This is a genomic window from Mycolicibacterium arenosum, from assembly GCF_024320865.1.
GTDB lineage: Bacteria > Actinomycetota > Actinomycetes > Mycobacteriales > Mycobacteriaceae > Mycobacterium > Mycobacterium arenosum.
This window is the reverse complement of record NZ_JANDBD010000005.1, coordinates 172368-198006: the sequence shown is the minus strand read 5'-3', so window position 1 is coordinate 198006 and position 25639 is coordinate 172368. Positions and strand designations below refer to the sequence as shown.

The window sequence follows — 25639 nt, the reverse complement described above, 5'->3', positions numbered from 1 at the left end:
GGAGAACGACTTGGCGAGCAGCCCGATGGTCCGTCTCGAGATCGAGGACGGGTTGGCGGTCGTGACCATCGACAGGCCGCACGCGCGGAACGCGATCTCGCTGGAGACGATGGACCGTCTCGACGAGGCCCTCGACGGCGCCACCGGTGCCAGCGCGCTGGTCATCAAGGGCGCGGGTGACAAGGCGTTCGTCTCCGGCGGCGACCTCAAGGAGCTCGCCGCGTTGCGCACCGAGGAGGACGCCGCGGCGATGGCCCGACGCATGCGGGGCGTGTGCGATCGGATCGCGGCGTTCCCCGGCCCGGTACTGGCGGCGCTCAACGGGCACGCGCTCGGCGGTGGCGCCGAAGTCGCGGTGGCCGCCGACATCCGGATCGCCGCCGACGACGTCAAGATCGGCTTCAACCAGGTGGCGCTCGAGATCATGCCCGCATGGGGTGGCGCGGAGCGACTCGCCGCACTGGTGGGCCGAAGCACGGCGCTTCTGCTAGCCGGCACCGGCCAGATCCTCACCGCGGCCGAGGCCGAGCGCGACGGCCTCGTGCAGCGCGTCGTGCCGCGCGCCGAGTTCGAGGACGCGTGGCGCACCGTCGCGCGCAAGTTGGCGCACCGCGCCGCGGGTGAGATCAAACGCGTCGTGTCGGGGGCATCGCCCGAGGAGGCCGTCGCGGCGTTCGCGCGGTTGTGGGTCGACGACGCGCACTGGGCCGCTGCCGACAAGGTGATGAATCGCCCGAAATAACGGGTCGGATGTTTTCACACGGTCGCAGAGAATTGGACCGGCAAAATCACTGATAGACTGCGTACACGGTCGGCTTTCTATGTCGGCCGAGGAAAATCAAGAAAGTAGAAAATCAGCATGACGCAAGGCACTGTCAAGTGGTTCAACGCCGATAAGGGCTTCGGTTTCATCACCCCGGACGGCGGGACCGAGGACGTGTTCGTCCATCATTCCGAGATCAAGAGCGAAGGCTACCGCTCGCTCGACGAGAACCAGCGCGTCGAGTTCGAGGTCACCGCAGGCGCCAAGGGCCCGCAGGCCTCCAGCGTCACCACGATCTAGAGCAGTAAAACGGTTCTGCGCCGCTGTCGAAATCGCTCATGCGAAATCCAGCGGCGCAGAATTTTTTTGCGCCTCCAGCAAACGCAATTCCGTGCTCATTTCTCGGTGAGCAAACGCAAAATCAGCCCATCAACACGCGGATCGGGTCGCTGCCGTCCCAATCGGCCGCAGCCGAGCGCACCAGCTCGGCCAGGCCGACGGTCGCGTCGGTGCGGGCGGTGATCTCCGCGATCGGCGCGCCGACGGGCGGCTCGGCGTAGGCGAACCGCACGCTCTCACCCTCACCGCCCTCCCAGACCACCGGCCAACCGGCGGCCCGGACCTCTGCCATCGTGGCGTCGAAATCGTCTGTCCACCAGCACAGCTGGTTGAATCCGGGGCCGTACTCAGCGAGGAACTCGGTGAAGACACTCGGAGTGTCGTCGGTCTGGTGGATCAGCTCGAGTTGCATGTCGCCGCTGTTGGCCCACGCCAGCGACAGCGTCACCGAACACGGCTCACTGCGGTAGCGCACGGTCTGCTGTAGCCCGCGCATGACGAACCACGGCCCGACACCCAGCGCCAGCCAGTCCGCGATGGCGGCGTCCAGGTCGGTGACCACGTAACCGATCTGCTTGATCGGGCCGGGCAGGATGGGAGACATTGCGGGACGGGTCCTTTCGTCAGCCCGGATGGACGACGACGCGGGGCGGCCCCTGCGAGCGTCGCACCTGATCGATCGCGTCGGGCACGTCGTCGAGGCCGATGGTCCGGCCGATGCTCGGCAGCGGATCCAGCCTGCCGTCGGCGACGGCGTCGAGCGTGCCGTACCAGTCCTGCGGCAGTGGTCCCCCGCCGAACTGCATCGTCATGCCCTTGTGCGTGGCGGCGGTGCAGTCGATGGTGCCCGCGTCGTACCAGCCTCCCGCGGCGTAAACGCGCGCCATGAACTCGCAGGAGTCGACGACCTGCTGCAGCAGTCCGTTGGCGCCGACGCACTCGAAGATGACCTGCGGGGTCTGAATGTGGTTGGCGTGGAACGTCTCCCGATAGACGTCGTAGGGATTGCGGTCAGCGGGGTTGACCAGCACGTCGGCACCGAAGGTCGCCGCGTAGGCCAGTCGGTCGGCACTGAAGTCGGCGACCACGATCGGTCCGACCCCGCGGGCCTTCAATGCGGCGACCGCGGACAGCCCGATGGCGCCGGCACCGATGACCAGCGGCAGGTCGCCGGGTCCGACGCCCGAGCAGCGCACGTAGAACTCGCCGACCGCGAAGGCGTCCACCAGCGCCACGGCGTCGTTCGGAACACCGTCCGGGACGGGCCGCGACATGATCTCCGAGACGATCATCAGCTCGCCGAACGCGCCGGGCGCATCCGGGTGGTGTCCGATGACGAGCGGCTCGACACCCGCGCGGATCAGGATCGGCATGCTCGTCACCCGCGACCCGACGGGGAACTCCTCGGAGCAGCCCGGTCCGTGCCCCACCACCTCGCCGATGAACTCGTGACCCATCACGGTGTCGCGGTCGGCGTCCCACACGAAGCGCTCGGCGGAGTTCGGATGGTCCATGTAGTGCACGTCCGACGCGCAGATCGCGGCGGACAACGGTGTGATCAGCAGCTCGCCCGGACCGGGTACGGGGTCGGCCGTCTCGCGGACCTCGAGTTCGTTGTGCCGCAACACGACAGCACGCACGTCAGCCCCTCCGCTTCGCCGCGAAGTCGGTGGACGCAGCGCTCATCATCGTGACCAGCGCACGCCGATCGATGGTCCAGACCTGCGAGGCGATGGCCCGGTTGTGCTCGCCGACGACGTACACGGGACCGTCGCCGATGTGCTCGACGATCTCGCGCGCGACGTCGTCGGCGGTCATCTGCGCGGCCTCGTCGCGCTCGACGCCCATCCGCTCCAGCGCCGGCGTCCAGGTCATCCCGAGCGGCGTGCACACGACGTCGACGCCGTGCGGCGCCAACTCCGCCCACAGCCCTTCGGAGAAGTTGTGCTGGAACGCCTTCACCCCCGAGTACATCGCGAGCGTCGCCGACCCCGCCACGCACGCCAGCGACGCGACGATCGCGATGCCGCCCCTGCCGCGGTCCCGCATCGCCGGGCCGAAGTGCCGCGCCAACGCAACGGGACCGACGACGTCGAGCTTGATCTGCTTGAGCGAGTAGTCGATCTCGTTGTCGAGGAACTCCGAGGTGCGGTCCGACGCGCCCGCGTTGTAGACCAGCAGGCCGATCTCCAGGCCGTGCGTCGCCGCCGCAACGCGTTCGGCGACGTCGTCGACGGTCAGGTCGAGCACCAGGGTCCGAACCTCGACGCCGTGCCGCGAGCGCACCCCGGCGGCGACGTTGTCGAGGAGTGCGCCGTTGCGCGCGATCAGCACCAGATCCACTCCGCGTGAGGCGATTTCGTCGGCCAGACACGCGCCGATCCCCTCGGACGCGCCCGCGACGATCGCCCAGCGGCCGTACTTCGCCGCGAACTCGGTCACGCGCCGCCCCCGGTCGTGATCCGCGGTGTCCTGGTCACTCGCTTGCGGATGCGCCAACCGTCGGCGGTGCGGGCCAGTACGTCGTCGTAGTGTCCGACCGCCTCGACCCACTGCGCGTTCGGGTCGTCGGTCATCATCAGCACCGCCCGGACGTAGGTACGCGCCGTCGCGGTGTCGCCGCCGACCTCGACGACGAAATTGGACAGCCGGTGGTACGTGGGCCCCATCGGATCGTGCAGTTGAGAGAACAACTGCGTGAACGCATCCGGGTCGGTGAAGTGGCCGACGTCGCCGTAATCGAGGTCGACCTCATCGGTCCAGCAGGACCGGAACAGCGGCCAGTCGCAGAAGTCGATTCCGGTGGCGTATCTCGTCAGAACCTTGATGATCTCAGCTTCATCAGGATGCACGGCTCCCGACGCTAAACGATAAATTAGACTTCGGTCAACACTGAACTGGACCTGGAAAGCGGCTCACATGGCGATAACTGCGCGCAACGGCGAAGCTGACCGTGGTCAACGTCGCGCCTCGTTCCATCAGGCGCGCGCCCACCAGACGAAGCAGGCGCTGGTGGAGTCGGCGTTCATGCTGTGGCGGGCGAACGGATACCAGGAGACGACGGTCGCCGACATCTGCCGCGCCGCCGGGGTGTCGAAGGCGTTGTTCTACTTCTACTTTCCGCGCAAGGAGGACGTGCTCTTCGAGTTCGTCGCCGTCTCCAGGGAGGCGGCGTACGCGGCGACGCTGCCGCTCCTCGACCGCCCCTACGAGCTCGCCGATGTCATCGCGGCCGCACTGACGAGCCTCGAGTCCCACATGCGCCGCAACACCCCGGAACTCATCATCCGGACGATCGTCGAGGGTTACCGCCGCGTCGTCGGCGAGGGCTCCCCTGGAACCACCCGCCCCGAGTGGACCGGCGACCTGTTCGGCGCACTGTTCGAACGCGCCAGGGCCGACGGCAAGCTACCCGCGCACCTCGGCGCGGCAGACGTGGCGCACCTCGCGGGAGTCGCGCAGTCGCTGGTGTCCGAGGGGGCTCGGAAGTGGGCCGCCGGTGCCTACGGGACTCGATCGTTCGCCGACGTCGTCGGCCGCGACATCGGCGCTCTGGTGGCGGGGTACTCGATAGCGCCGCCGAGCCGGGACGACGCAGCCGACGACCCGGCGTTCGCGGCCAAACGGACCCGCCCACGCGAACGTCGTTCTAAAATTCGGAAATGATGTTCACGCGTGGTCTCGCCGTGTCCGCACGGGCGCTCGTCGGTGCCGTCCTGGCGACAACGCTGCTGATCACCGGGGTCGGTGCACCGTCCGCCGCGGCGGAGCCGCCGCTGCGCCACGTCAAGTACACGGTCTTCACCGAGACTCCGTACGCCGGCGCCGAGATCTACTACCGGGACGTCGACCCGCCCAACTTCGCGGAGTACAGCCACAATCCGTATCTCTACAGCCCGAACGTGGAAGCGGACCTGGGACCGAACCAGATGTGGACGCTGGACGTGATGCTGGCCAACCCCGACCAGTGGGCGATGGTGACGGCCACCAGTCTCGACTCACCGCAGCGCCCGAACTTCCACTGCGTGCTGGCGGTCGACGGCGTGGTCGTGGCGACCAATCAGGGGCCCAAGGGCGCGCTCTGCTCCATTCGGCACTGGTAGCGACGTCAGGACTGGATCGGGTCGCCCTCCAGGGCGCGGATCTGGTCTTCCAGGAACTTGAGGATGTCGGTGTGCCCCTCGGTCATGCCGAGACTGCGCTCGAAGACCAGCACCTGCGAGGCGCCGGTCGCGAAGAACGTCCACACCACCGCGGGCACGTCGGACATGTCGATGCTGTACCGCTCGAGAATCGTCGTGAGCGCTTTAGTCTGCTCCTCGCGCGCCCGTTGGGCGTACACGGCGATCTCGGCGTGCAACGCCTTTCGATGGTTGGCGAGGCCCATGAACTCCAGCGTCAGGCGGGTCGCCGAGGGATCCGTCATGAACCGCCACAGCGCCCACAGCGGTTGGGGGGATTCCAACGCCAGCGCCTGCGCGGCCATCCCCTGCTCGGCACGTCGCCGGAACAGCGCGAGGAACAAGTCGTCCATCGTGCGGAAGTAGTAGTGCACCAATTGGGGCTTCAGATCGGCTTTCTCGGCGATGCGCCGGGACGTCACCGCGGCGTAGCCCTCGTCGATCATCAACTGCTCGGCGGCATCGAGGAGGACGACGCGGTTCTTCGCATCGGGCGCACCGAGCCTTCGTGGAGAAGTCATCTCCCCCCCATCCGTTCGCGTGTCGAGTTCCGACGATCCCGAGGTCGTCGGGAATCTTAGCCGCAGCTAAGTGCTGTGACCTTGACCACGACAACGACAGTACGTCATGCTAAGCAGGCGCTCAGCACTTTCAGCCCATCGATCGATGCCGACCGCCGCAGTACGCCTGACGACCGCCCCGAAGGGACGCACCACCAGATGACCGATTTCGACACCGTCGACTACTTCACCGACCCGTCGCTGGTCCCCGACCCGCACCCCTACTTCGACCACCTCCGTGGCAAGTGCCCGATCGTGAAGGAACCCAACTACGGCGTTCTGGCGATCACCGGATACGAAGAGGCCGCCGTCGTGCTGAAGGACACCGACACGTTCTCGTCGTGCATCGCGGTCGCGGGTCCCTTTCCGCCGCTGCCGTTCACTCCGGAGGGCGACGACATCACCGAGCAGATCGCCGCACACCGCTCGCAGATGCCGATGTTCGAGCACATGGTCACCATGGACCCGCCGGACCACACCAACGCCCGCTCGCTGCTCAACCGGTTGCTCACGCCGCGCCGGCTGAAGGAGAACGAGGACTTCATGTGGCGGCTGGCCGATGAGTGTCTCGACGACTTCGTCGCCAACGGGTCGTGCGAATTCCTCTCCGCCTACGCCAAGCCCTTCTCGCTGCTGGTGATCGCCGACATGCTCGGGGTTCCCGAGCAGGACCACGAGGAGTTCCGCATCGTGCTCGGCTCCCCGCGCCCCGGCGCCATCGTCGGCTCACTCGACCACACCGACCTGGTGGGCCTGAATCCGCTCGAGTGGCTCGACGAGAAGTTCGTCGGTTATCTCGAAGACCGCCGCGCCAATCCGCGCGACGACGTCCTCACCGCGCTGGCAACCGCCAACTACCCCGACGGTTCCGTGCCGCCGGTGCTCGAAGTCGCGCGGTCGGCGACGTTCCTGTTCGCCGCGGGTCAGGAGACCACCACGAAGCTGCTGTCGGCGTCGATGAAGGTGCTCGGCGACCGTCCCGACGTCCAGCAGGCGCTTCGCGACGACCGCAGCCGCATCCCGGTGTTCGTCGAGGAATCGCTGCGCATGGACGCGCCCGTCAAGAGCCAGTTCCGGCTCGCCAAGAAGAACACCACGGTCGGCGATCTGGACGTGCCCGCGGGCACGACGTTGATGGTGTGCCCCGGTGCGGTCAACCGCGATCCCGGCCGTTTCGAGAACCCGCACGAGTTCGACCTCGACCGCAAGAACGTCCGCGAGCACATCGCGTTCGGCCGCGGCGTGCACTCCTGCCCCGGCGGGCCGCTCGCCCGAGTCGAAGGCCGGGTGTCGATCGAACGCATCCTCGACCGGATGGCCGACATCACGATCGACGAGGACAAGCACGGTCCGGCCGGCGATCGCAACTACACCTACGAGCCGACGTTCATCCTGCGCGGGCTCACCGAGATCAACATCAGGTTCACCCCCGTCAGCTGACGGGGGTGCCCCCCGGCGCGGTCAGGCGATCCGGCTGATCTTCACGGGCAGGGTGAGTACGACGGACTTGTTCCTGCCGCACGCACCGCTCTCACCGGTCGTCTGATCCTCGCCGACGTACAGGTCCGTGTTGTCGGTCTTCATGCCCTCTTCGTCGGCGGAGTAGAAGCGGTACACCTGCAGGCCGGGTCCCCTGGTGCCGTCGGGGCACGGAATCCAGTCGGACACATAGTGTTTGACATACCATGAATCGTTGGTCTTGTAGATGTCCTCAGTCCAGCCGAGGCTGCTGGTCACCTTTCCCGCACAGGTGAACGCACTGGTGCAGGTGGTGTTGACGGTCCAGGTGCTCCTGACCGACGGTTCGTCCTGGTATCGATCGTTCGTCCGGGCCCATTCTCCGTTCGAGACGACGTAGTACGTCCCGTTGGGAGCGTACTGCTCGTACTCGGCGGCGGCCGTCGGCGCCGTCAGCACCGGTGCGGTGGCGAGCATCGCCGCCGCCGCGATCACTCTGACTACGCCCATGAACTGCTCCTTGGGTCTCCATGGCGGCAATGTCGTTCTCACCGTGCACATTAACACCCCAACCCGCAGCTAGACGAGGGAATCCAGCACCGTAGGCGGAGCCGGTCACGGGCCGCGTGCGGGCGTGGGAGCCGGGGATCTTCTCGGAAGAGGAGAATTTCGCTCTCCCATGTGCGACAGTGGATGTCGTGCGAATCGCCCTGTCTGCCGCGGCTGCCCTGCTGGCCGCCGCCGTGCTTTCAGCGCCCCCCGTAGCGGCCGAGCCACCGGATCCCGGCGCACCTGTGCCCGAGTGCAACGATCCCTCGTGCGTGCCGGGCATCCAACCCGGCGCCGTGCTGGGCGCACCGTGCACCAACACCACCTACTACGCCTTCGGCGTGACGTCGTGGGGCCGAGTGGTGTTCTGCGGATCGCCGCGGCGGTACGAGCCACGCTGGTTCCGGTCCACCGAACTCCGCGGCGTCAAGATCGAGGGCAGCAACTGCTCGGGTCGCGACGGCGAGATGGCGCAGGCTCCGGACGGCCTGTTCCTGTCCTGCGACGCCCGCAACGGCGCCTCCACCTGGACGCGCGGCGACATCTGATCGTCCGCGCCGCCGACGAATCGTCCTGCGGCTCAGAACGGAATCAGCGAGAACGTGTACGTGCTGGTACCTCCCGGCGCTCCGTAGCATCCCGCGTTGTACGTCGACGTGATGGTGCCGGCCAGCGACACCGCATCCCAGGAGTAGACGTCGTGGGACGGCAGGTTGTAGCCGATGCAACGCACCCCGTCGATGACGTCGACCGTCAGCGTGTACCTACCGTCGGCCCAGAACGCGGTGTTCTGGAACCGCTGACTCTTGGGCGGTCGAGGAATCGCGATCACGTTGAGGTTGGGTGTTTCCGGATTGATGACGGGGTCGACGAAGAAGGTTGCGCAGTCGGGCGCTCCGCACGAATGCGTCACCGACCAGATCCAGGTGTGGTCGTTCCATCGGTTGTTGGCGACTTCGTAATTGCCGAGCCGCATTTCGGCGTTGGCATTCGCACTCGGGGCGAGCGCCATTGACGACGCGGCCATCACCAGTACCCCGCCCCAGGCTGCCGCTGACCGCAGCGCGCTGACTACCGACATGTCATCTCCTCGTGAATATCACCGTCTACGGCCGCTCACTCCGTGAGCAACAGGTCCTTCCACGTCTTCTCCAGCGGAGAGTCGGCGGCCAGGTTCGTCACCGTGTACAGCTTGCCGTCGGACCCGACGTACTCACCGGTACGCGGATTGTATTGAGCGAAAGCGACACTCGGCCCGTCGCCCTTCTCGCTTCGCCCGAATGCACTGGGCGCCACGGGGATCGCGCCGGCATCGGGTGGCGGCACGACGTCGACCGGGCCGGGCGGCGCTCCCATCGGCTCGGGCACCGGACCCGGCGGCGGCCCCTGCGGCGGGGCGATCGGCACCCCGTTGAGCGAGTTACCCGGTGGCGGAGGCGCCGGCACCGCAGCGGCGAGAGGTGCCTCCAACGGCGAAACCGGCTGCCCCGGAGGGGTTCCCGCAGGTGCCGCCCCCGGCGGAAGTGGCGTGCCCTCCACCGGCGCGTAGATGTCCTCGTTGAGGGTCGCACGGTCGTCGATCGGAATGCCCTGCGCGATCAGGCTGGGATCGAGCGGCGCCGCACCGAGGGCGTGCTGCCGCATCGCCAGCGGTTCGTACGGCTTGTCGCTGTTGCAGATCTCGACGGTGGGGGCCCGCTTGCCGGGATGCCTGATGCAGGGGAAGTTGCGTGCACCGCGCACCGCGATCGGAGAATCCTGCGGCAGCTTGCAGTAGATGTCATCCGGCGTGTCGATGTCGGACTCGTCGGCTGGCGAGCGCCAGGACGACGGCGGCAGGAACCCCACGGTGCAGGCGGGCGGGTCGCTGACGGTGACCGCGAAATCGCCACGCGCGCCGCCGGTGGAGTCGCTCGTCAACGAATACGACTGCTGCTGAGCGAAATACGGCGGTAGCAGCACCAGCAGCTGTTCGAGTGACGCGTTGTACGTCATCAGAATCTCGCTGACGGTTCCGAGATTGGCGAGGAGCACCGGCAGCGTCGGCTTGAGCTCGTTCAAGAAGCTCGACACCTCGTCGGAGAAACCGGGGAACGTCTGCAGCACGGTGCGGAGCTGCGGGTCGCTCGCGGCGAGCTGACCGGTGAAGCCCGCGAGACTGCGCGCCCAAGTCCGGATCGAGTCCGCGGTTGCCGCCTGACCCTCGAGCAGCGGCCTGCTGTCGTCGGCGAGGAGACGGGTCTGGTCGGCCACGCCGTTGAGATCGTTGGCCAGCGTCGCGCCGGAGTCCAGCAGCGAGCCGAAATCGAATCCGGCGCCGTTGAATCCCTCGTACGTCTCGTCGAGCAGATCACCCAGCCGGTCCTTGGGGAACGTCTCGACCAGCTTGCTCACCCGGTCCAGCACGGGCCCGATCGGAGGCGGCAGCGAGACGTTCTCGCCGGTGATGACCGAGCCGTTCTGCAGATAGGGCCCCGAGTCGGTGCGCGGCCGCAGATCGACGTACTGCTCGCCGACGGCCGAGACGCTGCGGACGTCCGCCTGGAGGTCGGCCGGGATCTTCGGTGACGTGCCGATCGACAGCGTCGCCTCGGCGCCGCCCTTGACGACCCTGATGTCGGTGACCTTGCCGACTTCGACGCCCCGATACGTCACGTTGCTGAATCGGTAGAGCCCGCCAGATGTGGGCAACTGAAGTTTCACCTCGACCCGGCCGATGCCGAGCAGCGTCGGCACCTGCACGTAGGTGTACGCCATCACGGCGACGCCGATCACGGACACCACCGCGAAGACCGCCAACTGAATCCTGACGAAACGCGTGAGCATCAGCTACCTCCGGCTGTCGGTGCTGCGGGCGGCGGTGTGCCGCCGGCGCCGTAGGGTCCCGCGAAGATCGGCCCACCCCCCGGCTGAGTGGTGTCCGTCGCCGTTCCGTCCGCGCGTGCCTGCGGCACGACGGGCAGCACGGGGCCTGTGGGTGCAGGCATCGGAGCCGCTTCGGGCGGAGGCGCCGGCAGTGCGGCCGGGTACGAACCCGGTCCCGGCAGACTCCGCGCGGCGCCCGGCGGATCCGGGTTCAGACCGGGGTTGTCCGGTGGCACGGGCCCCAGCGGTCCACCGGCGGGGGCCGGCGCGAGCGGACGACCCAGCGGATCGTAGGTGTAGCGCTGGAAGAACGTCTCGCCCGGTAGCGGCACCAGGTCGCGGCCCTCCTGGCCGACTCGGGTGCCCAGGAAGAACGACTTGCGCAGTCGCGGGCCGGAGATGTCGATCGTCGCGAAGAGGTTGATGAAGTCACCCCGGACGGCGCGGTCGATGAGATTCTGACCGTAGGGGAACACGGTCGCGTAGGCCAGGGCCGCGTCGAGGTCGGGCCCCACGTCCGCCAGCGCCTTGATCGTGGGCTGCAGGTTCTGCAGGTTCGTCACCAGTTCGGTCTGGGTGTCGTTGACCAGTCGGTTGGCGGTGTCGCTGAACTCCCCCAGCCTGGTGAGCGCCGTGGTGAGCTGCGGGCGTTGCTGATCCAGCACCTCGAGTGCGCGCGGAATACGTTGCAGCGCAGCGCTGATCACGCCTCGGCGGTCGGCGAACGTGGTGGCGATCCGGTTGAGCGCCTCGATGGTGGCGACGAGGCTCTGCCGCTGCTGATCGAGCGTGCCGATGAACTCGTCTAGCCGGGTCAGCAGATTGCGCCAGTCCTCTTCCCTGCCCGAGAGCGCCTCGTTGAAGGTGTGGACGACCTCGCCGATCTGACCGAGCCCACCCGCGTTGACGACCACGGACAGCGACGAAAGCGTCTGCTCCGTCGTCGGGTAGGTCGACGAGTCGTTGAGGCCGATGGTGGCTCCCGGAGGCAACGCGCCCGCAGGCGCCTCGCCCACCGGAGGGTTGAGCGCGACGTGCATGGAGCCGAGAAGGCTCGTCTGTCCCACGCTGGCCACCGCGTTGGCCGGAACGGTCACGCCCGGCTGCACCGAGATCTCCACGTTGGCGTGCCAGTCCTGCACGTCCATGCGTCGCACGCTGCCGACGACGACGTCGTTCATCAGCACGGGCGAATTCGGTTCGAGCGTAGCGACATTCGCGATCTCCACGTGGTAGATCGCCGCGTCGGAGCCCCGTCCCACCGCACCGGGAAGGGGCAGGGAGTTGACGCCCTCGAATGCACACCCGGACACGGTGAGCAGCACGCAGGTGCCGACCGCGAGGACACGCTTCGTCGAAGTTCCACTCATCATGACGGCGGCGCTCCCTCGGCGGGCAACAGTGGACCTGGCGGTGGCGGCGGGGCGGCCTCCGCGGGCAACATCATCGCCGGCAGGCCGGACGGACCGGGCAGGGGTCCCGACGCCGGCGGTGGCAGCGGCGGCCCGATCCGCGAGGGCTCCGTCGGCACCGGAGCACCGGGATACAACGCGGGAATCGGGAAGTTCTCCCGCCGATTGGGGGCTGAGAACGGGCCGTCGGGCGGCGGTCCCATCCCCGGCGGCAGCGGGACGTCTCCGTCGAGTCCGGTGTAAGCGGAGATGTTGGGCAGGTTCTCCGGCACCCTCGGGACGCCACCTTCGCCACCGGGGGCGAGCTTCGGGTCCGCGTAGACGATGTTCTCCGGGCTCGCCGACTTCGCCAGGTACGGGGCGATCGGTACCGGGATGTAGTTCAGGTTCAGCAGTCGCAGCGCGGGCCCGAGGTAGTCGTTGCACAGCTTGGCGGTCTCGGGTGCCGTCGTGTTCTGGGTTGCGCCGATCATCCCGCAGACGAACTGCATGGGGCTGGCCAGGTTGGGAATCGAGAAGCCACCGCGGGGGGTGCCCGTGTCCGGGTCGTAGATGTTGTACGCGTTGGCGAAGGAGTTGGGTGCCACGTGCAGCACCTGCTCCAGATCGTCCTTGACGTCGACGAGGGTCTGCGAAACCTGTAGCAGACCGTCGAGTTGCTCCACGGTCTGGTTGCGGGTGCCCTTGACGAAGCGCTGCACGTCGGTGATCGCCACCGACAGATCGGTCAGGGCCGCGTCGAGATCGGACTTGCTGCCGTCGAGCACGCTGGACAGGGTGGCCAATCGGTCGTTGAACGACACGATCTGCTCGTTACTCCCCTTGAGCGCCGTCACGAAGATCTGCAGATTCTTGATCACGCTGACGAAGTCGCCGCTGCCCTCGGCCAGCACACGGGTCACGCCGGAGAGTTCCGCCAGCGTCTGTCGCAACTTCACGCCGTTGCCGTCCAAGGCGTTGGCGGCGCTGTCGATGAACCGACCCACCGACGTCGTCGACATGTCACCGCTGGGTCCGAGGTCGGTCGCCAAGCGCTCGAGTTGCTTCTTCACCTCGTCCCATTCGACCGGCACGCCGGTGCGCTCGAGTGGGATGACCGCGCCGTCCTCCAGCCTCGGTCCGCCGGTCGCCGAGCGGTACGCGGGTGTCAACTGCACGTACCGGGCGGCCACCAGGTTCTGCGCGACGATCACGGCCTTCGCGTCGGCGGGCACGGGAATTCCGCGGTCCACTTCGATCGTCATCTTGGTCTGAGTGCCCTGCGGCTCAATCGATTCGATCGTGCCGACCCGCACGCCCGAGACTCGCACGTCGTCACCGGGGTAGATCGCCGTCGCCGTCGGGAACAGCGCCGTGATCGTCATCGGGCCGAACAGCAGGGCGCGCGCGGCGAGGAAACCTCCGCCGATCAGGGCGACCGCCAGCACGACCGCGAGCGTGGGCACCAACCACTTCCGGGACGCCGCCATCACCGCGAACCGCCCGGAATCGCGTTGTACGGCAACGGGAGCTCGGCCCTCGGTCCCGTGAGGTCATTGGTCGGCGGTGCCCCGGAGCCGAACGGGCCCCGGCGGAAGCCGAAGGCGTAATCGAGGAACGGCTGGAGCAACTGCGCCGGCTGGAAGTTCGGCACGTACGCGGTGTAGTAGAAGCCGCTGGACACGGCCTCACCGAGGATCGTCTGGTACTTCGCCGCGCCGGGAATGGCCTTGGCGAGGTTGTCCCGATTGCGCACCAACACCTCGTTCACCTTGTTGAGTCGTTCCAGAGTCGGCGCGAGTTCGGCCTCGTTGTCCGCAACCAGACCCGTCAGCTGTTTCGAGACGGCCGAGGTGTTGGCGAGCAGATCCACGATCGCCTGGCGCCGCTCGACGAGCACCGCCAGCAGGTCGTTGGCGTTGAGGATCAGGCTGTTCACCTGCTGGCTGCGTTCCGAGAGGATCCCCGTCACGTCGGAGGCCGTCCTGAGCAGCTCACCGAGCGTGCCGTCCCGGCTGTTGAGCGCCTGCGACAGTCGGGTGAGCCCGTCGAACGTCGGGCCCAACCGCGGCGCGATCTGGTCGAGCGTCGTCGACAGCGTGTCCAGCGACTGGTTCAGTTGCGCGGTGTCCGTGCCGCCGGTGTTCTCGGTCAGCTCGCCCACCGCGTCGCTGAGCGAGTAGGGCGACGACGTCCGGGACACCGGAATCGGCTCGGCGCGGTTCATCGCCTCGTCACCCGCCGTCTCGACGGTCAGCACCCGCTCGCCCAGCAGGGTGCCCGTCTTTATGTGCGCGGTCGTCTCCGAACCGAGCGGGTACTTGCTCGCCACGGTGAACTTGACGACCGCGTCGCCGTCGTCGAGCGAAACACCGGTCACCGAACCGACTTTGATGCCGGACAGCGTGACGTCGTTCCCGACGGTGATGCCGCCCGCTTCCGCGAACCTCGCCTGATACTGCAGCGAGGTGGCGTATGCCAGCAGCCGCTCGGGCTGGAGCCCGACGGCGATGACCAGCATGATGAGCACGACGCCCATGAAGCCGGCGCGCGCGAGTCTCACTCCACGGTATTTGAGCATTACGGCTCAGCGCACCTTCCGTTTTCCTGCTTGACGAAGGGGAAGAACGAGGCTCTGCCCTGCAGATCGGTCACCTTGATGGAGAGTTCGCAGATGTAGTACTGAACGAACGCGCCGTAGGCGCCGATGCGGGCCAGCTTGCGGTAGTTGCCGGGCGCACGGGTCAGCGCGCCGTCCAGGTATCCCTTCCCGCTTTCGAGGTTGGGGGCCAGCCGGTTCAGCTCGTCGACCGTCCCCGCCAGCGGCGGTCGGGCCTGGGTCAGCAGGTCGGCGATGGACGCGGTGCCGTTCTCCAGGGACGAGATGGCCGTGGCGATCGGATCCCGGTCGGTCGACAGGCCGGAAATCAGCTTCTCGAGACGGTCGATCGCGGCCCCGAAGTTGTCGCCGTCCTTGGAGACGGTGTCCAGCACGGTGTTCAGGTTCTGGATCAGGTTCTCGACGGTCTGGTTGTTGTCCGCGAGCGTGTTCGAGAACGACGACGTCTTCGCGAGCAAGGAGTCGAGCGTGCCCTCCTGGCCCTGGAACACCTGCACGAGAGCCTGGGTGAGCGAGTTGACGTCGGCCGGGTTGAGCCCCTGAATCACCGGCTTCAGCCCGCTGAGCAGTAGATCCAGGTCGAGGGCCGGCTGCGTGCGCTCGATCGGAATCTGCGTTCCCTGCGGCATCAGTCGCGTCGAACCCGGACCGTCGACCAGTTCGAGGTAGCGGTCACCGGTGAGGTTGAGGTAGCGGATCGCGGCTTTGGTGCCGTCGGTGAGCTTGATTTTCTGATCCGCGTCGAACTCGACGAGGACTCGGCGGTCCGGCTGCAGGGACACCCCGGTGACGGTGCCGACCCGAATCCCGGCCACCCGCACGGTATCCCCCGCCGCCAGTCGCGAGGCGTCCTTGAAGACCGCGGAGTAGCCACCCGTGGAACCGGTCCGGTACTGCGCGAACGTGACGAACAGGAACGCGGTGAGCAACACCATGACGACGGCGAAGACGCCGAACTTTACGTATGTGCCCGTCGCGCGCGTCATCCGGGCATTCCGATCTGCGCGCTGTTCCTGGGCGGTCCGTCGATCGGCCCGAACAGGGCCTCCTTGAGCGCGTCGGAGTTGAGCAGGATGCCCTGGTTGCCGTACGCCCATGGGTTGGCGCCGACGTCGGCGACGAGGAACGGCGGGCGGAAGTTGTTCGGCACCAACGGCAGTCTCTGTTGAGCGCAGGACGGTCCGCTCTTCGCAGCGACCTTGGGCAGATCCTGCGGGTAGCGGTAGCGCTCAACGCCCAGGGTGAAGTTGGCCGTCACGGCGACACCGGGCCGGTCGAGGGGCGGGGAGTGCACGAAGGGAATAAGACCCTGTAGGCCACAGCGCAGGTTCTCCTGGTACTGGCTGGCGGTGCCCAGCGTGGGCACCAGCATGTTGAGGACGTCGGTCAGCGGTTGCCGATTCTCGGAGACGACGTTGTTGCCCGTGTCGGCCAGCCCGATTGCACTGACCAGGAAGGAGTCGAGGTTCTGCTCCTGGTCGACGAGCGTGTCGCCGACGCGGGTGGTGCTGTCGAGAACGTCGACGAGCGCGGTGGCGGAGTCCGCGTAGGCGCCGAGTGCGACCGGTGCGACCTCGAGGTCGCGGCTGATGTTGCCCAGGCTCGGATTGATCCGATTGAGCAGGTTCGAGAAGTCGGTGACCGTCTGTCCCAGCTGCTCGCCTCGGCCGTTCAGCGCTCCCGAGATCGCCGCCAGCGTTTCGTTCAGCTTCACCGGATCGATCGCGTCCAGGACGTCGGTGAGCTGTTGGAAGACGGTGTTGACCTCGACGGTGACGCGCTGCGCGCTGAGCTGCTGGCCCTTGGCGAGGGGGGTGGCCGAGGGGTCCTTCGGCGCCACCAGTTCGACGAACTTCGCACCGAACACGGTGGAGGACGTGATGTTGACGTCGACGTTGTCCGGGATCGCCGCGAGTTGGTCGGGATCCATCGCGAGATGCAATACGGCGGTTCCGTTGGGCTGCGTTTCGATGGACTCGACCTGCCCCACCTGAACGCCGTACATCTTCACCTTGGCTTCGGGATTCATCACCAGGCCGGCCCGCTCCGCGACGATGCTCACCGGCACGGTGGTTCCGAATCCGCCCCTGAACATGCCGACGGCGAAGAACACGATGCCCGCGAGGACGACGACGGTGAGTAGGCCGGCCAGTGGGCGCGCGAGCGGTTTCGACATCAGGTGCTCCCCTCCTATCCGGACAGGTTGAAGTTGCCGTTGGAGCCGTAGACGGCCAACGAGACGAGCAGGGTGACCGAGACGACGACGATCAGGGAGGTGCGTACGGCGTTGCCGACCGCGACGCCGACCCCCGAGGGTCCGCCGGAGGCGAAGTAGCCGTGGTAGGTGTGGATCAGCAGGATCGTCAACGCCATCAGGAACGCCTGCAGAAACGACCAGAGCAGGTCGATCGGGTTGAGGAAGGTGTTGAAGTAGTGGTCGTAGAGGCCGCCGGACTGCCCGAACAACACCACCGTGGTGAACCGGCTCGCGAGGAAGGACAGGATCACCGCGATGGAGTACAGCGGGGTGATCGCGATCATCCCGGCCAGCAGCCGGGTGGAGACCAGGTACTCGATCGGCGGGATGCCCATCGACTCCAGGGCGTCGATCTCCTCGTTGATCCGCATCGCACCCAGCTGCGCGGTCACCCCCGCCCCGAACGTCGCGGCCAGGCCGATCCCGGCGATCACCGGGGCGGCGATGCGCACGTTGATGAACGCCGAGAGGAACCCGGTGAGCGCCTCGATGCCGATGTTGCCCAGCGAGCTGTAGCCCTGCACCGCCAGCGTGCCGCCGGTGGCCAGGGTCAGGAACCCGACGATGACCAGCGTGCCGCCGATCATCGCCAACACCCCCGCGCCCATGGAGATCTCGGCGATCAGCCGCACCAACTCCTTGCGGAAGTGCACGAACGCGTGCGGGGTCCCCGCGATGGCGCGGCCGAAGAACAACGTCTGATCGCCGATGCGCCCCAGCACCCCGACCGGGCGACTGAGCCCCCGGAACGCCCGCGGATAGGCCGAGCGCAGCACCTGCATCGTTCCCACGCCGGCCGCCCTACTTCGCCGTCAACTGAATGCCGATCGCGGTGACCACCACGTTGATCACGAACAACGCCATGAACGCGAACACCACCGTCTCGTTGACCGCGTTGCCCACCGCCTTGGCCCCGCCACCGGTGATCGACAAGCCGCGGTAACACGCCACCAGACCGGCGATCAACCCGAACAACGCCGCCTTCACACACGAGATCGCCACCTCGGGCACCCCGGTCAACAGGGTGATGCCCGCGGCGAACGCGCCCGGGTTCACGTCCTGGACGAACACCGAGAACACGTAACCGCCCACGATCCCGATGATCACCACGAAACTGTTCAGCAGCAGCGCCACCAGACCCGAGGCCAGCATGCGCGGGGTCACCAACCGCTGCACCGGGTTGATCCCCAACACCTCCAGGGCGTCGATCTCCTCGCGGATCGTGCGCGACCCCAGATCCGCGCACATCGCCGTCGCACCCGCCCCGGCCACGATCAACACCGTGACCACCGGACCGACCTGCGTCACCGCCCCGAACGCCGCACCCGCACCGGACAAGTCGGCCGCACCCAACTCCCGAAGCAGGATGTTCAGCGTGAACGACACCAGCACCGTGAACGGGATCGCCACCAACAGCGTCGGCGCCAGCGACACCCGCGCCACGAACCACGACTGCTCCAGGAACTCCCGCCACTGAAACGGCCGCACGAAGATGAACTTGACCGCGTCCACACCCATCGAGAACAACCCGCCGACGGCCTGCATCGCCCCCGACGCGCCCTTCGGTATCGCGAGGCCGGTAGACCAGCGCTCAGGTCCCTTCACAGCCATGTGGCCTCGGTCCCTTCAGAAGTCGTCGCGGGTGATGTGGCTATCGAGCCGTCGATGCTTCGCGTTAACACACGGGTTGGACCGTCCCCGAAGCGGACCCGTCGTCGCGCCTGATGGAACGACTCGACGCACTGTGCCATAAGTGCGCCCTTGCGCGGGTCCTGTTTGACGCTTCCGTCATAAGACGGATTCAGCAAAGCGCTTACGAGACTGACAGTCTCGTAAGACCGCTGAAGCGCAATCGCCGCGCCCCTCGTGCGGGGCGCGGCGTCCGTGTCGACGTAACTCATTGCGAGCGTCAGCCTTCCGACCACTAGGTGACCGCCCCGACGGTCTTGAGCTCGATGATGCGGTCCCAGTCCAGCCCCAGCTCCTGCAGGATGTCGTCGGTCTGCTCGGCGAAGCCCGGTGCGGGACCACTGACCGGCGCCGTCACATCGAACTGCACCGGATTGGCGACCAGCTCGAGTTCGCCTGCCTGCACTAGGTATTCGTTCGCGCGGATCTGGGCGTCGTCGACGGCCTGGAGGGTGTCCTGCACCGGCGCCCACGGCCCGGCCAGCGTCGCGAACCGCTCACTCCACTCGGGCAGCGTGCGCTTCTGCATGGCCGCGGCGAGGATCTCGTTGGCGGCCGCGGTGTTCTCCGCGATCGACTCGGCGGTGGCGAAGCGCGGATCGTCGATCAGGTCCTCGAGGTCCATGTGCCTGCAGACGTCGGCCCAGAACTTCGTGGGCTGCATCATCACGAAGGAGATGTACCTGTCGTCGGCGGTCGGATACAGCCCGACGAGCGGGTTGAACGGCGATCCCTGCGTCCCCGGCGGAAAGGCCTCCATGCGCTGCCCCAGGTGCTTGGTCAGTGCGACGGTGTGCCCCAGCGACCACAGCCCGCTGCCGAGCAGCGAGACGTCCACCACCGACGCCTCGCCGGCGCGCTCCCGCTTCAGCAGCGCTGCCGCGATGCCACCCGCGAGGTTCGTACCGGAGATGGTGTCGCCGTAGGCCGGTCCCGGCGGACCGACCATTCCCGGCGTCCCCGGCGGTGTAATGGTGGCGGCCGTTCCGGCACGGCACCAGAACGCGGTCATGTCGTAGCCGCCCTTGACCGATTCCTCGCCTCGGGGTCCGAGCGCGCTGCCGCGGGCGTAAACGATGTTCGGGTTCACGGCGCGAATGTCGTCGACGTCGATCCCGAACTTCTGCCGGTGGCCGGGCAGGAAACTGGTGAGGAAGACGTCGGCGCGGCTGGCGAGCTCCAGCAGCACCTCGCGCCCCTCGGGCACCGACATGTCCAGACCGATGCTGCGCTTGAGGCGGTTGGCGTGCTCGATGTTGGGGTTCGGATCGCCCTCGACCCGCAGCAGGCCGGTCTGGCGCAGGCCGCGCTGCGGATCTCCGGTGACGGCGTGCTCGACCTTGATGACGTCGGCCCCCCATTCGGCGAGCACGGCGCCCGCCGACGGGACGAACCCGTACATGGCGACCTCGAGGACGCGGATGCCGTCCAGCGGCCCAGTCACATTCCCCCGGTCGCTTCGCTCCTGCCCGCCGCTCCTCACGAGGTCACCACCGTCGCGTACGTCTTTCCCTCGAGGAACTCCTCGAGTCCGGCCTTCCCCATCTCGCGGCCGATGCCGGACTGCTTGAACCCGCCGAAGGGGCTGTCCGGGCTGAAGTAGTTGCCACCGTTGATGGAGAACGTTCCGGTGCGAATCCGACGAGCCACGGCCAGCGCGCGCTCCTGGCCGCCGAACACCGCGCCGGACAGTCCGTAGATGGAGTTGTTGGCGATGCGCACCGCGTCGTCGTCGTCGTCGTAGGCGATCACGACGAGAACCGGCCCGAAGACCTCCTCCTGCGCGATCTCGGCGTCCGGGTCGACGTTCGTGAGCAGCGTGGGCGTGTAGAAGAAGCCGGGGCCCTTCTTCTCTCCACCGGTGACCAGTGTGGCGCCGGCCTCGACGGCGCGTTTCACCATGCCGTCGACCTTGTCGCGTTGCGCCTCGCTGATGAGCGGACCCATGTAGGTCGCGGGGTCGTTGGGATCGCCGTAGCGGACGTGGCCGAAGTTGGTCTTGATGAGTTCGACGATCTCGTCGTGGTGCTTGCGCGGCACCAGGATTCGGGACGTCAGCGCGCAACCCTGACCGGCGTGGGTCACCATGCTGAACGCGGAGAAGACCGCGGCGGTGCCGAAGTCCGCGTCGTCGAGCACGATCGCGGCGGACTTCCCGCCGAGCTCGAGGAAGACCTTCTTCAGCGTCTCGCTGGCGGCCGCCATGATGCGGCGGCCGGTGGGGGTGGATCCGGTGAACGTCACCATGTCCACATCGGGGCTCGTGGTCAGCACCGCGCCGACCGCGGGGTCGGACGAACTGAGGACGTTGACCACGCCCGGGGGGATGTCGGTGTGGTTGGCGATCAACTCACCGAGCGCCAGTGTCACCAGGGGCGTGTCGGGGGCGCCCTTGAGGACGACGGTGCACCCGGCCGCGAGTGCCGGTGCGAGCTTCGCCAGCGCCAGCTGGTTGGGGTAGTTGTAGGCGATGATCGCCGCGACGACGCCACCGGCTTCCTTCTCCACCCAGCGGTGGTGCTGCATGCCGCGGCTCTCGATGTTCCCGAGGTCCTCGGTCAGCGGGTAGTCCTTGAGCAGCTCCGCGTAGTACCGGACGATGTCGATCGGCTGATCCAGTTGCGCGCCCTGGTTCAGGGCCGGCGTCGCACCCACCTCCGCCGTGGTGAGCGCGGCGAGCTCGTCGCGGTGCTCGACGAGGGCTCGGTGCAACTGCTCCAGGCAGCGGACGCGGAGGGCGACGTCGGTGGCCCAAGTACCGGAGCCGACCCCCCGGTCGCTGCGCTCCTGCCCACCGGTGTCGAACGCGCGGCGCGCGGCTGCGACCGCGGCCTCGGCGTCGGCCACGGAGCCGTCGGGGGCGTATCCCAGAATCTCCCCGGTGGCCGGGTTCAGCGACGCGAATGTCCGGTCACCCGCCACCAACCGGCCGTCGATGAGCATCCGGCGGTCGGGGGTGCCCTGACCAGCGTCGACCTGCCCGCCGCCTGAGATCGTTGACGCCTGCGTCACACACCGCTCCTCACTGTGATGGAAATTTCATTCTCATCATCGGCGAATCTTACATTCGCTGGGCGAGAACTCAAGAAAGGCTAGACTACCTAGTCAGGTTGGTGGAGCGCACTCGGGCAGCCCTCGGGCACGTTGTCGCAGCGCCCGCCGTATCTTGCGGTTTCACCCAAGGCGAGAGTACGGTTCTCATAATCGGAATCGAGATTCTTAGTCTTCGAAACGACCGTCATGATGACCCCGCCCGCAGGAGGATGCACCACGTGAAGAACGCCGTCGTGACCGGTGGTGGATCGGGTATCGGCCAGGCGATCGTGAACCGGCTGCGCGCCGACGGTCATCACGTCGCCGTGCTCGATCTAAAGCCCGGCGACGACGAGTTCGCCTTCGCCGCCGACGTCACCGACCGGGCCGCCGTCGACGACGCGCTGGCCGGTGTGCGCGCGAAGCTGGGTCCGGTGTCGATCCTCGTCAACGCCGCGGGCCTGGACAGCTTCAAGAAGTTCCACGACGTCTCATTCGAACGCTGGCAGCGCGTCATCGACGTGAATCTGAACGGGGTCTTCCACACCATCCAGGCCGTGCTGCCGGACATGCTGGAGGCGGGGTGGGGACGGATCGTCAACATCTCGAGTTCGAGCACGCACTCCGGCGCGCCGTACATGTCGCCCTACGTCGCGGCGAAGTCCGCGGTCAACGGGCTGACGAAGACGCTCGCACTCGAGTACGGGCCCAACGGCATCACCGTCAACGCGGTGCCGCCCGGCTTCATCGACACGCCGATGCTCCGCGCCGCCGCCGACAAGGGCTTCCTCGGCGACATCGACCAGACCATCGCCGCCACGCCGGTGAGGCGCATCGGCCGGCCCGAGGACATCGCCGCCGCGTGCGCCTTCCTGATCTCCGAGGAGGCCGGCTACATCACCGGTCAGATCCTCGGGGTCAACGGCGGACGCAACACGTAACCGACACATCAAACAGCTGAAGGGACAACCAGTGGGACGCGTTTCAGGCAAGGTCGCATTCATCACGGGCGCCGCGCGCGGCCAGGGTCGCAGCCACGCGGTCCGACTGGCGGAAGAGGGCGCCGACATCATCGCCGTCGACCTCTGCGAAGACGTCGACACCATCGGCTACCCGATGGCGACGCAGGCCGATCTCGACGAGACGGCGGCGTTCGTGGAGAAAACCGGACAGCGGGTCTTCACCGCGAAGGCCGACGTGCGAGATGCCGCGCAGCTCAAGACGGCCCTCGAGGAGGGCATCGCACAACTCGGCGGGCTCGACATCGTCGTCGCGCAGGCGGGTATCGCGGGCATGAAGGGCCAGCCGCCCCTTCAGGCGTGGACCGACGTGATCAACACGAACCTGATCGGCACCATCAACGCCATCCACGTCGCGCTGCCGCATTTGAAGGAGGGCGCGGCGATCGTCGCCACGGGCTCGACGGCGGCGCTGATGGACGCGCACAACAAGCCGAACCCCGGCGCCGACCCCGGCGGCATGGCCTACATGACGTCCAAGCGCCTGCTGTCGCAGTTCGTCCACGACCTCGCCACCGAGCTGGCGGTTCGCGGGATCCGGGCCAACGTCGTCCACCCGACCAACTGCAACACCGACATGCTGCAGAGCCCGCCGATGTACAAGTCGTTCCGGCCCGACCTGGAGAACCCCACCCGCGCCGACGCCGAGCCCGTGTTCGGCGTGCAGCAGGCGATGAAGGTCAACTTCATCGAGCCGGAGGACATCAGCAACGCCATCCTGTGGCTGGTGTCCGACGAGGCCCGCTACGTCACCGGCATGCAGTTGCGCGTCGACGCCGGCGGCTACCTCAAGTGGTACGACTACCACGCTTGATCCGGAAGGGGTTGCGCTAGTGAAGGTTTCGGTTGACGCCACGAAGTGCCAAGGGCACACGCTGTGCGCGATGATCGCGCCCGACTCGTTCGTCCTCGACGACGTGGACGGGCACGCGTCACCGGTCGACGACGTGGTCCCCGCCGACCAGGAGGATGCGGTCGCCGAGGCGGCGCACTCCTGCCCCGAACAGGCCATCGTCATCGAATGACGTTGCGTTTGAACGCCGTACGATAACTGCTAGGAGACACCGCCGTGAGCATCGACGACGTCACCACCGACGACGACCGCAAGAAGAACACCTTCCACTTCGACCGCCACACTCCGGAATACCGTCTGCAGTTCGACGAGATCACCGCCGAGATGCAGTCGAAGTGCCCGATGGCGTGGACCGACGTGTACGGCGGTCACTGGGTGGCCGCCGACAGCAAGCACGTCTTCGAGCTCGCGCGCTGCCCGGCGGTGTCCAACGACCACGACATCAACGGTGAACGCAAGGGCTATCAGGGCATCACCATCCCCAAAGCCCAACGGGCAACTGTGGTTCGGGGCGGCATCCTCGAGATGGACGAGCCCGAGCACAGCATCTACCGCGGCGCGCTGAACCCCTACCTGTCCCCCGCCGCGGTCAAGCGGTGGCAGCCGTTCGTCGACGAGGTGGTGCGCGCGTCGCTCGACGAGAAGTGCCAATCGGGGCGCATCGACTTCGTCGACGACCTCGCCAACATCGTGCCCGCGGTCCTCACGCTGGCGATGATGGGCATCGAACTCGAGAAATGGCCGGTCTACAGCGAGCCGGCCCACCTGTCGGTGTCCACGCCAGAGCACTCGCCCGACGCCCCGCGCGTCGCCGAGATGAGCCGGCAGATGGGCATCGACATGATCCAGGCGATGATGGCGATCCGGGAGAACCCCCGGCCCGGTCTGGTCAACGCCCTGCTGCAGTTGCGCATCGACGGCGAGCCGGCGCCGGACCTGGAGATCCTCGGCAACCTCGGTCTCATCATCGGCGGCGGCTTCGACACCACTACCGCACTCACCGCGCACTCGCTGGAGTGGCTGTCGGAGCACCCCGACCAGCGCGAGCTGCTCAGCCGCGAGCGCGACACCCTGCTCAACCCCGCCACCGAGGAGTTCCTGCGCTTCTACACGCCGGCCCCCGGCGACGGGCGGACGTTCTCAGAGGACGTCGAGGTCGAGGGTCAGCGGTTCAAAGAGGGTGAACGGCTCTGGATCTCGTGGGCGATGGCCAACCGCGACCCGTCGGTGTTCGAGAAGCCGAACGAGATCGTCTTGGACCGGAAGGGCAACCGGCACTTCAGCTTCGGCATCGGTGTGCACCGCTGCGTCGGATCCAACGTGGCACGCACGGTGTTCAAGTCGATGCTCACCGCGGTGCTGGATCGCATGCCCGACTATCGATGCGATCCCGAAGGCACCGAGCACTACGAGACGATCGGTGTCATCCAGGGCATGAAGCACCTGCCCGCGACGTTCACCCCGAGCGAACCGCTGGGGCCCGGCCTGGACGCGACGCTGAAGAACCTGCAGCGGATCATCGACGAGCAGCAGTCCGCGCGGCCGATCACCGAGCACAAGGACGCCGTCGTCATCGACTGATCGCGACCGCGGCGGGCGGCAATCTGATTTGCTGGAACCATGAAGCCGATCAGGGCCGTCATAGCCGCGGCCGCGCTGGCAGCGACGACCGTGCTGGCCGCACCTCCCGCCGAGGCCGCGATGACGCTCGGTAACTACGACCTGCTCACCAACCGCTACGACCGCGCGTCATGGGTGTGGTTCGTCACGCCGTGTCTCCCCGATAAGAGGCCCGACTGCGTCAACGTCAGCGCCGGCCCTCGGCTGACCAGGTACTACGCGTACTACGACGGCCAGGCGACGCTCGTCGACGGTCGGTACAGCCTCACCGTCGACGTGCCCGACGGTCTGCGCTGCTTCGGGCAGAACCTGCCGACGCGCGACACCTACACCTGGGAGGGCACCACCCTCGTCGGGGAAATCGTGTCGCGCTACGACGTCGGCTGCTTCAACGGCCCACCGGGCGAGCAGTTCTGGACCTTCGCCCTGCAGCGCCTCTAGC

Annotated in this window: 28 protein-coding genes; 11 read left to right on the top strand and 17 right to left on the bottom strand. The window is 67.3% G+C overall.

The window, feature by feature from the left end; translation table 11 throughout:
• The first annotated feature begins 25 nt into the window (after window positions 1–25).
• Together NM203_RS14270 and NM203_RS14265 are read left to right on the top strand one after the other, a co-directional pair.
• Entirely contained in the window at window positions 26–742 is a 717-nt protein-coding gene (locus NM203_RS14270) for an enoyl-CoA hydratase/isomerase family protein (RefSeq protein ID WP_255060853.1), read from the top strand.
• A 117-nt stretch (window positions 743–859) separates the two neighbouring features.
• Entirely contained in the window at window positions 860–1063 is a 204-nt protein-coding gene (locus NM203_RS14265) for a cold-shock protein (protein WP_255060638.1), read from the top strand.
• Window positions 1064–1184: 121 nt separating this feature from the next.
• Here NM203_RS14265 and NM203_RS14260 read toward each other — a convergent pair whose 3' ends face one another.
• The 4 genes from NM203_RS14260 to NM203_RS14245 are packed head-to-tail and all read right to left on the bottom strand — an operon-like array spanning window position 1185 to window position 3954.
• Window positions 1185–1706, bottom strand: coding sequence for a VOC family protein (locus NM203_RS14260; RefSeq protein ID WP_255060637.1), 522 nt, complete (start codon window positions 1704–1706; stop codon window positions 1185–1187).
• A 19-nt stretch (window positions 1707–1725) separates the two neighbouring features.
• Complete coding sequence (locus NM203_RS14255; protein WP_255060636.1) at window positions 1726–2742, bottom strand: zinc-binding dehydrogenase; 1017 nt, start codon at window positions 2740–2742, stop codon at window positions 1726–1728.
• A gap of 1 nt (window position 2743) precedes the next feature.
• Window positions 2744–3544 (bottom strand): SDR family NAD(P)-dependent oxidoreductase, encoded by an 801-nt coding sequence (locus tag NM203_RS14250; RefSeq protein ID WP_255060634.1) that lies wholly within the window; start codon window positions 3542–3544, stop codon window positions 2744–2746.
• Window positions 3541–3954 carry a nuclear transport factor 2 family protein gene (locus tag NM203_RS14245; RefSeq protein WP_255060633.1) on the bottom strand — a complete coding sequence of 138 codons (414 nt, stop codon included), beginning with the start codon at window positions 3952–3954 and terminating at the stop codon, window positions 3541–3543. The genes NM203_RS14250 and NM203_RS14245 overlap by 4 nt, the downstream gene beginning before the upstream one ends.
• Window positions 3955–4021: 67 nt before the next feature.
• On the opposite strand from NM203_RS14245, the gene NM203_RS14240 reads away from it, so the two are divergent.
• Together NM203_RS14240 and NM203_RS14235 are read left to right on the top strand one after the other, a co-directional pair.
• Window positions 4022–4768: a TetR family transcriptional regulator gene (locus NM203_RS14240; RefSeq protein WP_255060632.1), complete on the top strand. Its 747-nt coding sequence runs from the start codon at window positions 4022–4024 to the stop codon at window positions 4766–4768.
• Window positions 4765–5205, top strand: coding sequence for an Rv2576c family protein (locus tag NM203_RS14235; RefSeq protein WP_255060631.1), 441 nt, complete (start codon window positions 4765–4767; stop codon window positions 5203–5205). Before NM203_RS14240 ends, NM203_RS14235 begins: the two co-directional genes overlap by 4 nt.
• A 5-nt stretch (window positions 5206–5210) precedes the next feature.
• Here NM203_RS14235 and NM203_RS14230 read toward each other — a convergent pair whose 3' ends face one another.
• Window positions 5211–5804, bottom strand: a complete 594-nt coding sequence (locus NM203_RS14230; protein ID WP_255060629.1) for a TetR/AcrR family transcriptional regulator — start codon at window positions 5802–5804, stop codon at window positions 5211–5213.
• A gap of 198 nt (window positions 5805–6002) precedes the next feature.
• Between NM203_RS14230 and NM203_RS14225 the strand changes: the two genes are divergently transcribed.
• A complete protein-coding gene (locus NM203_RS14225; RefSeq protein ID WP_255060628.1) occupies window positions 6003–7283 on the top strand; it encodes a cytochrome P450 in 1281 nt (426 codons plus the stop codon).
• 21 nt (window positions 7284–7304) lie between these two features.
• On the opposite strand, the gene NM203_RS14220 is transcribed toward NM203_RS14225, so the two are convergent.
• Window positions 7305–7811 (bottom strand): Rv2253/PknI dimerization domain-containing protein, encoded by a 507-nt coding sequence (locus NM203_RS14220; protein ID WP_255060627.1) that lies wholly within the window; start codon window positions 7809–7811, stop codon window positions 7305–7307.
• Between the two features lie 188 nt (window positions 7812–7999).
• On the opposite strand from NM203_RS14220, the gene NM203_RS14215 reads away from it, so the two are divergent.
• The gene (locus NM203_RS14215; RefSeq protein WP_255060626.1) at window positions 8000–8398 is read left to right on the top strand and encodes a hypothetical protein; all 399 of its coding nucleotides are present in this window, start codon (window positions 8000–8002) and stop codon (window positions 8396–8398) included.
• A gap of 32 nt (window positions 8399–8430) precedes the next feature.
• On the opposite strand, the gene NM203_RS14210 is transcribed toward NM203_RS14215, so the two are convergent.
• The 11 genes from NM203_RS14210 to NM203_RS14160 all read right to left on the bottom strand — a co-directional run bounded on the left by NM203_RS14210 (window position 8431) and on the right by NM203_RS14160 (window position 21684).
• Window positions 8431–8931: a hypothetical protein gene (locus NM203_RS14210; protein WP_255060625.1), complete on the bottom strand. Its 501-nt coding sequence runs from the start codon at window positions 8929–8931 to the stop codon at window positions 8431–8433.
• A gap of 35 nt (window positions 8932–8966) precedes the next feature.
• Entirely contained in the window at window positions 8967–10676 is a 1710-nt protein-coding gene (locus NM203_RS14205; RefSeq protein WP_255060624.1) for an MCE family protein, read from the bottom strand.
• The gene (locus NM203_RS14200) at window positions 10676–12088 is read right to left on the bottom strand and encodes an MCE family protein (protein WP_255060623.1); all 1413 of its coding nucleotides are present in this window, start codon (window positions 12086–12088) and stop codon (window positions 10676–10678) included. The genes NM203_RS14205 and NM203_RS14200 overlap by 1 nt, the downstream gene beginning before the upstream one ends.
• Complete coding sequence (locus tag NM203_RS14195; protein WP_255060622.1) at window positions 12085–13596, bottom strand: MCE family protein; 1512 nt, start codon at window positions 13594–13596, stop codon at window positions 12085–12087. Before NM203_RS14195 ends, NM203_RS14200 begins: the two co-directional genes overlap by 4 nt.
• Complete coding sequence (locus NM203_RS14190; protein ID WP_255060621.1) at window positions 13596–14687, bottom strand: MCE family protein; 1092 nt, start codon at window positions 14685–14687, stop codon at window positions 13596–13598. Before NM203_RS14190 ends, NM203_RS14195 begins: the two co-directional genes overlap by 1 nt.
• The gene (locus NM203_RS14185) at window positions 14687–15712 is read right to left on the bottom strand and encodes an MCE family protein (protein WP_255060620.1); all 1026 of its coding nucleotides are present in this window, start codon (window positions 15710–15712) and stop codon (window positions 14687–14689) included. Before NM203_RS14185 ends, NM203_RS14190 begins: the two co-directional genes overlap by 1 nt.
• On the bottom strand, window positions 15709–16902 hold the full coding sequence (locus NM203_RS14180) for an MCE family protein (protein WP_255060619.1): 1194 nt from the start codon (window positions 16900–16902) through the stop codon (window positions 15709–15711). Before NM203_RS14180 ends, NM203_RS14185 begins: the two co-directional genes overlap by 4 nt.
• A gap of 14 nt (window positions 16903–16916) precedes the next feature.
• The gene (locus NM203_RS14175; RefSeq protein WP_303624656.1) at window positions 16917–17765 is read right to left on the bottom strand and encodes an MlaE family ABC transporter permease; all 849 of its coding nucleotides are present in this window, start codon (window positions 17763–17765) and stop codon (window positions 16917–16919) included.
• A 19-nt stretch (window positions 17766–17784) separates the two neighbouring features.
• Window positions 17785–18594: an MlaE family ABC transporter permease gene (locus NM203_RS14170; protein WP_255060617.1), complete on the bottom strand. Its 810-nt coding sequence runs from the start codon at window positions 18592–18594 to the stop codon at window positions 17785–17787.
• A gap of 313 nt (window positions 18595–18907) precedes the next feature.
• Window positions 18908–20116 (bottom strand): CaiB/BaiF CoA transferase family protein, encoded by a 1209-nt coding sequence (locus tag NM203_RS14165; protein ID WP_255060616.1) that lies wholly within the window; start codon window positions 20114–20116, stop codon window positions 18908–18910.
• A 35-nt stretch (window positions 20117–20151) separates the two neighbouring features.
• Complete coding sequence (locus tag NM203_RS14160; RefSeq protein WP_408633350.1) at window positions 20152–21684, bottom strand: aldehyde dehydrogenase family protein; 1533 nt, start codon at window positions 21682–21684, stop codon at window positions 20152–20154.
• A 260-nt stretch (window positions 21685–21944) separates the two neighbouring features.
• Here NM203_RS14160 and NM203_RS14155 point away from each other — a divergent pair, with 260 nt between their 5' ends.
• Genes NM203_RS14155 through NM203_RS14135 form a run of 5 tightly spaced genes read left to right on the top strand, consistent with a single transcriptional unit; the run spans window position 21945 to window position 25638 of the window.
• Entirely contained in the window at window positions 21945–22646 is a 702-nt protein-coding gene (locus tag NM203_RS14155; protein WP_255060615.1) for an SDR family NAD(P)-dependent oxidoreductase, read from the top strand.
• Between the two features lie 31 nt (window positions 22647–22677).
• The gene (locus NM203_RS14150) at window positions 22678–23538 is read left to right on the top strand and encodes a mycofactocin-coupled SDR family oxidoreductase (RefSeq protein ID WP_255060614.1); all 861 of its coding nucleotides are present in this window, start codon (window positions 22678–22680) and stop codon (window positions 23536–23538) included.
• A gap of 19 nt (window positions 23539–23557) precedes the next feature.
• Entirely contained in the window at window positions 23558–23749 is a 192-nt protein-coding gene (locus tag NM203_RS14145; RefSeq protein WP_255060613.1) for a ferredoxin, read from the top strand.
• Between the two features lie 44 nt (window positions 23750–23793).
• Window positions 23794–25158: a cytochrome P450 gene (locus NM203_RS14140; RefSeq protein ID WP_255060612.1), complete on the top strand. Its 1365-nt coding sequence runs from the start codon at window positions 23794–23796 to the stop codon at window positions 25156–25158.
• A 39-nt stretch (window positions 25159–25197) separates the two neighbouring features.
• Complete coding sequence (locus tag NM203_RS14135; protein ID WP_255060611.1) at window positions 25198–25638, top strand: hypothetical protein; 441 nt, start codon at window positions 25198–25200, stop codon at window positions 25636–25638.
• Window position 25639: the final 1 nt, after the last annotated feature.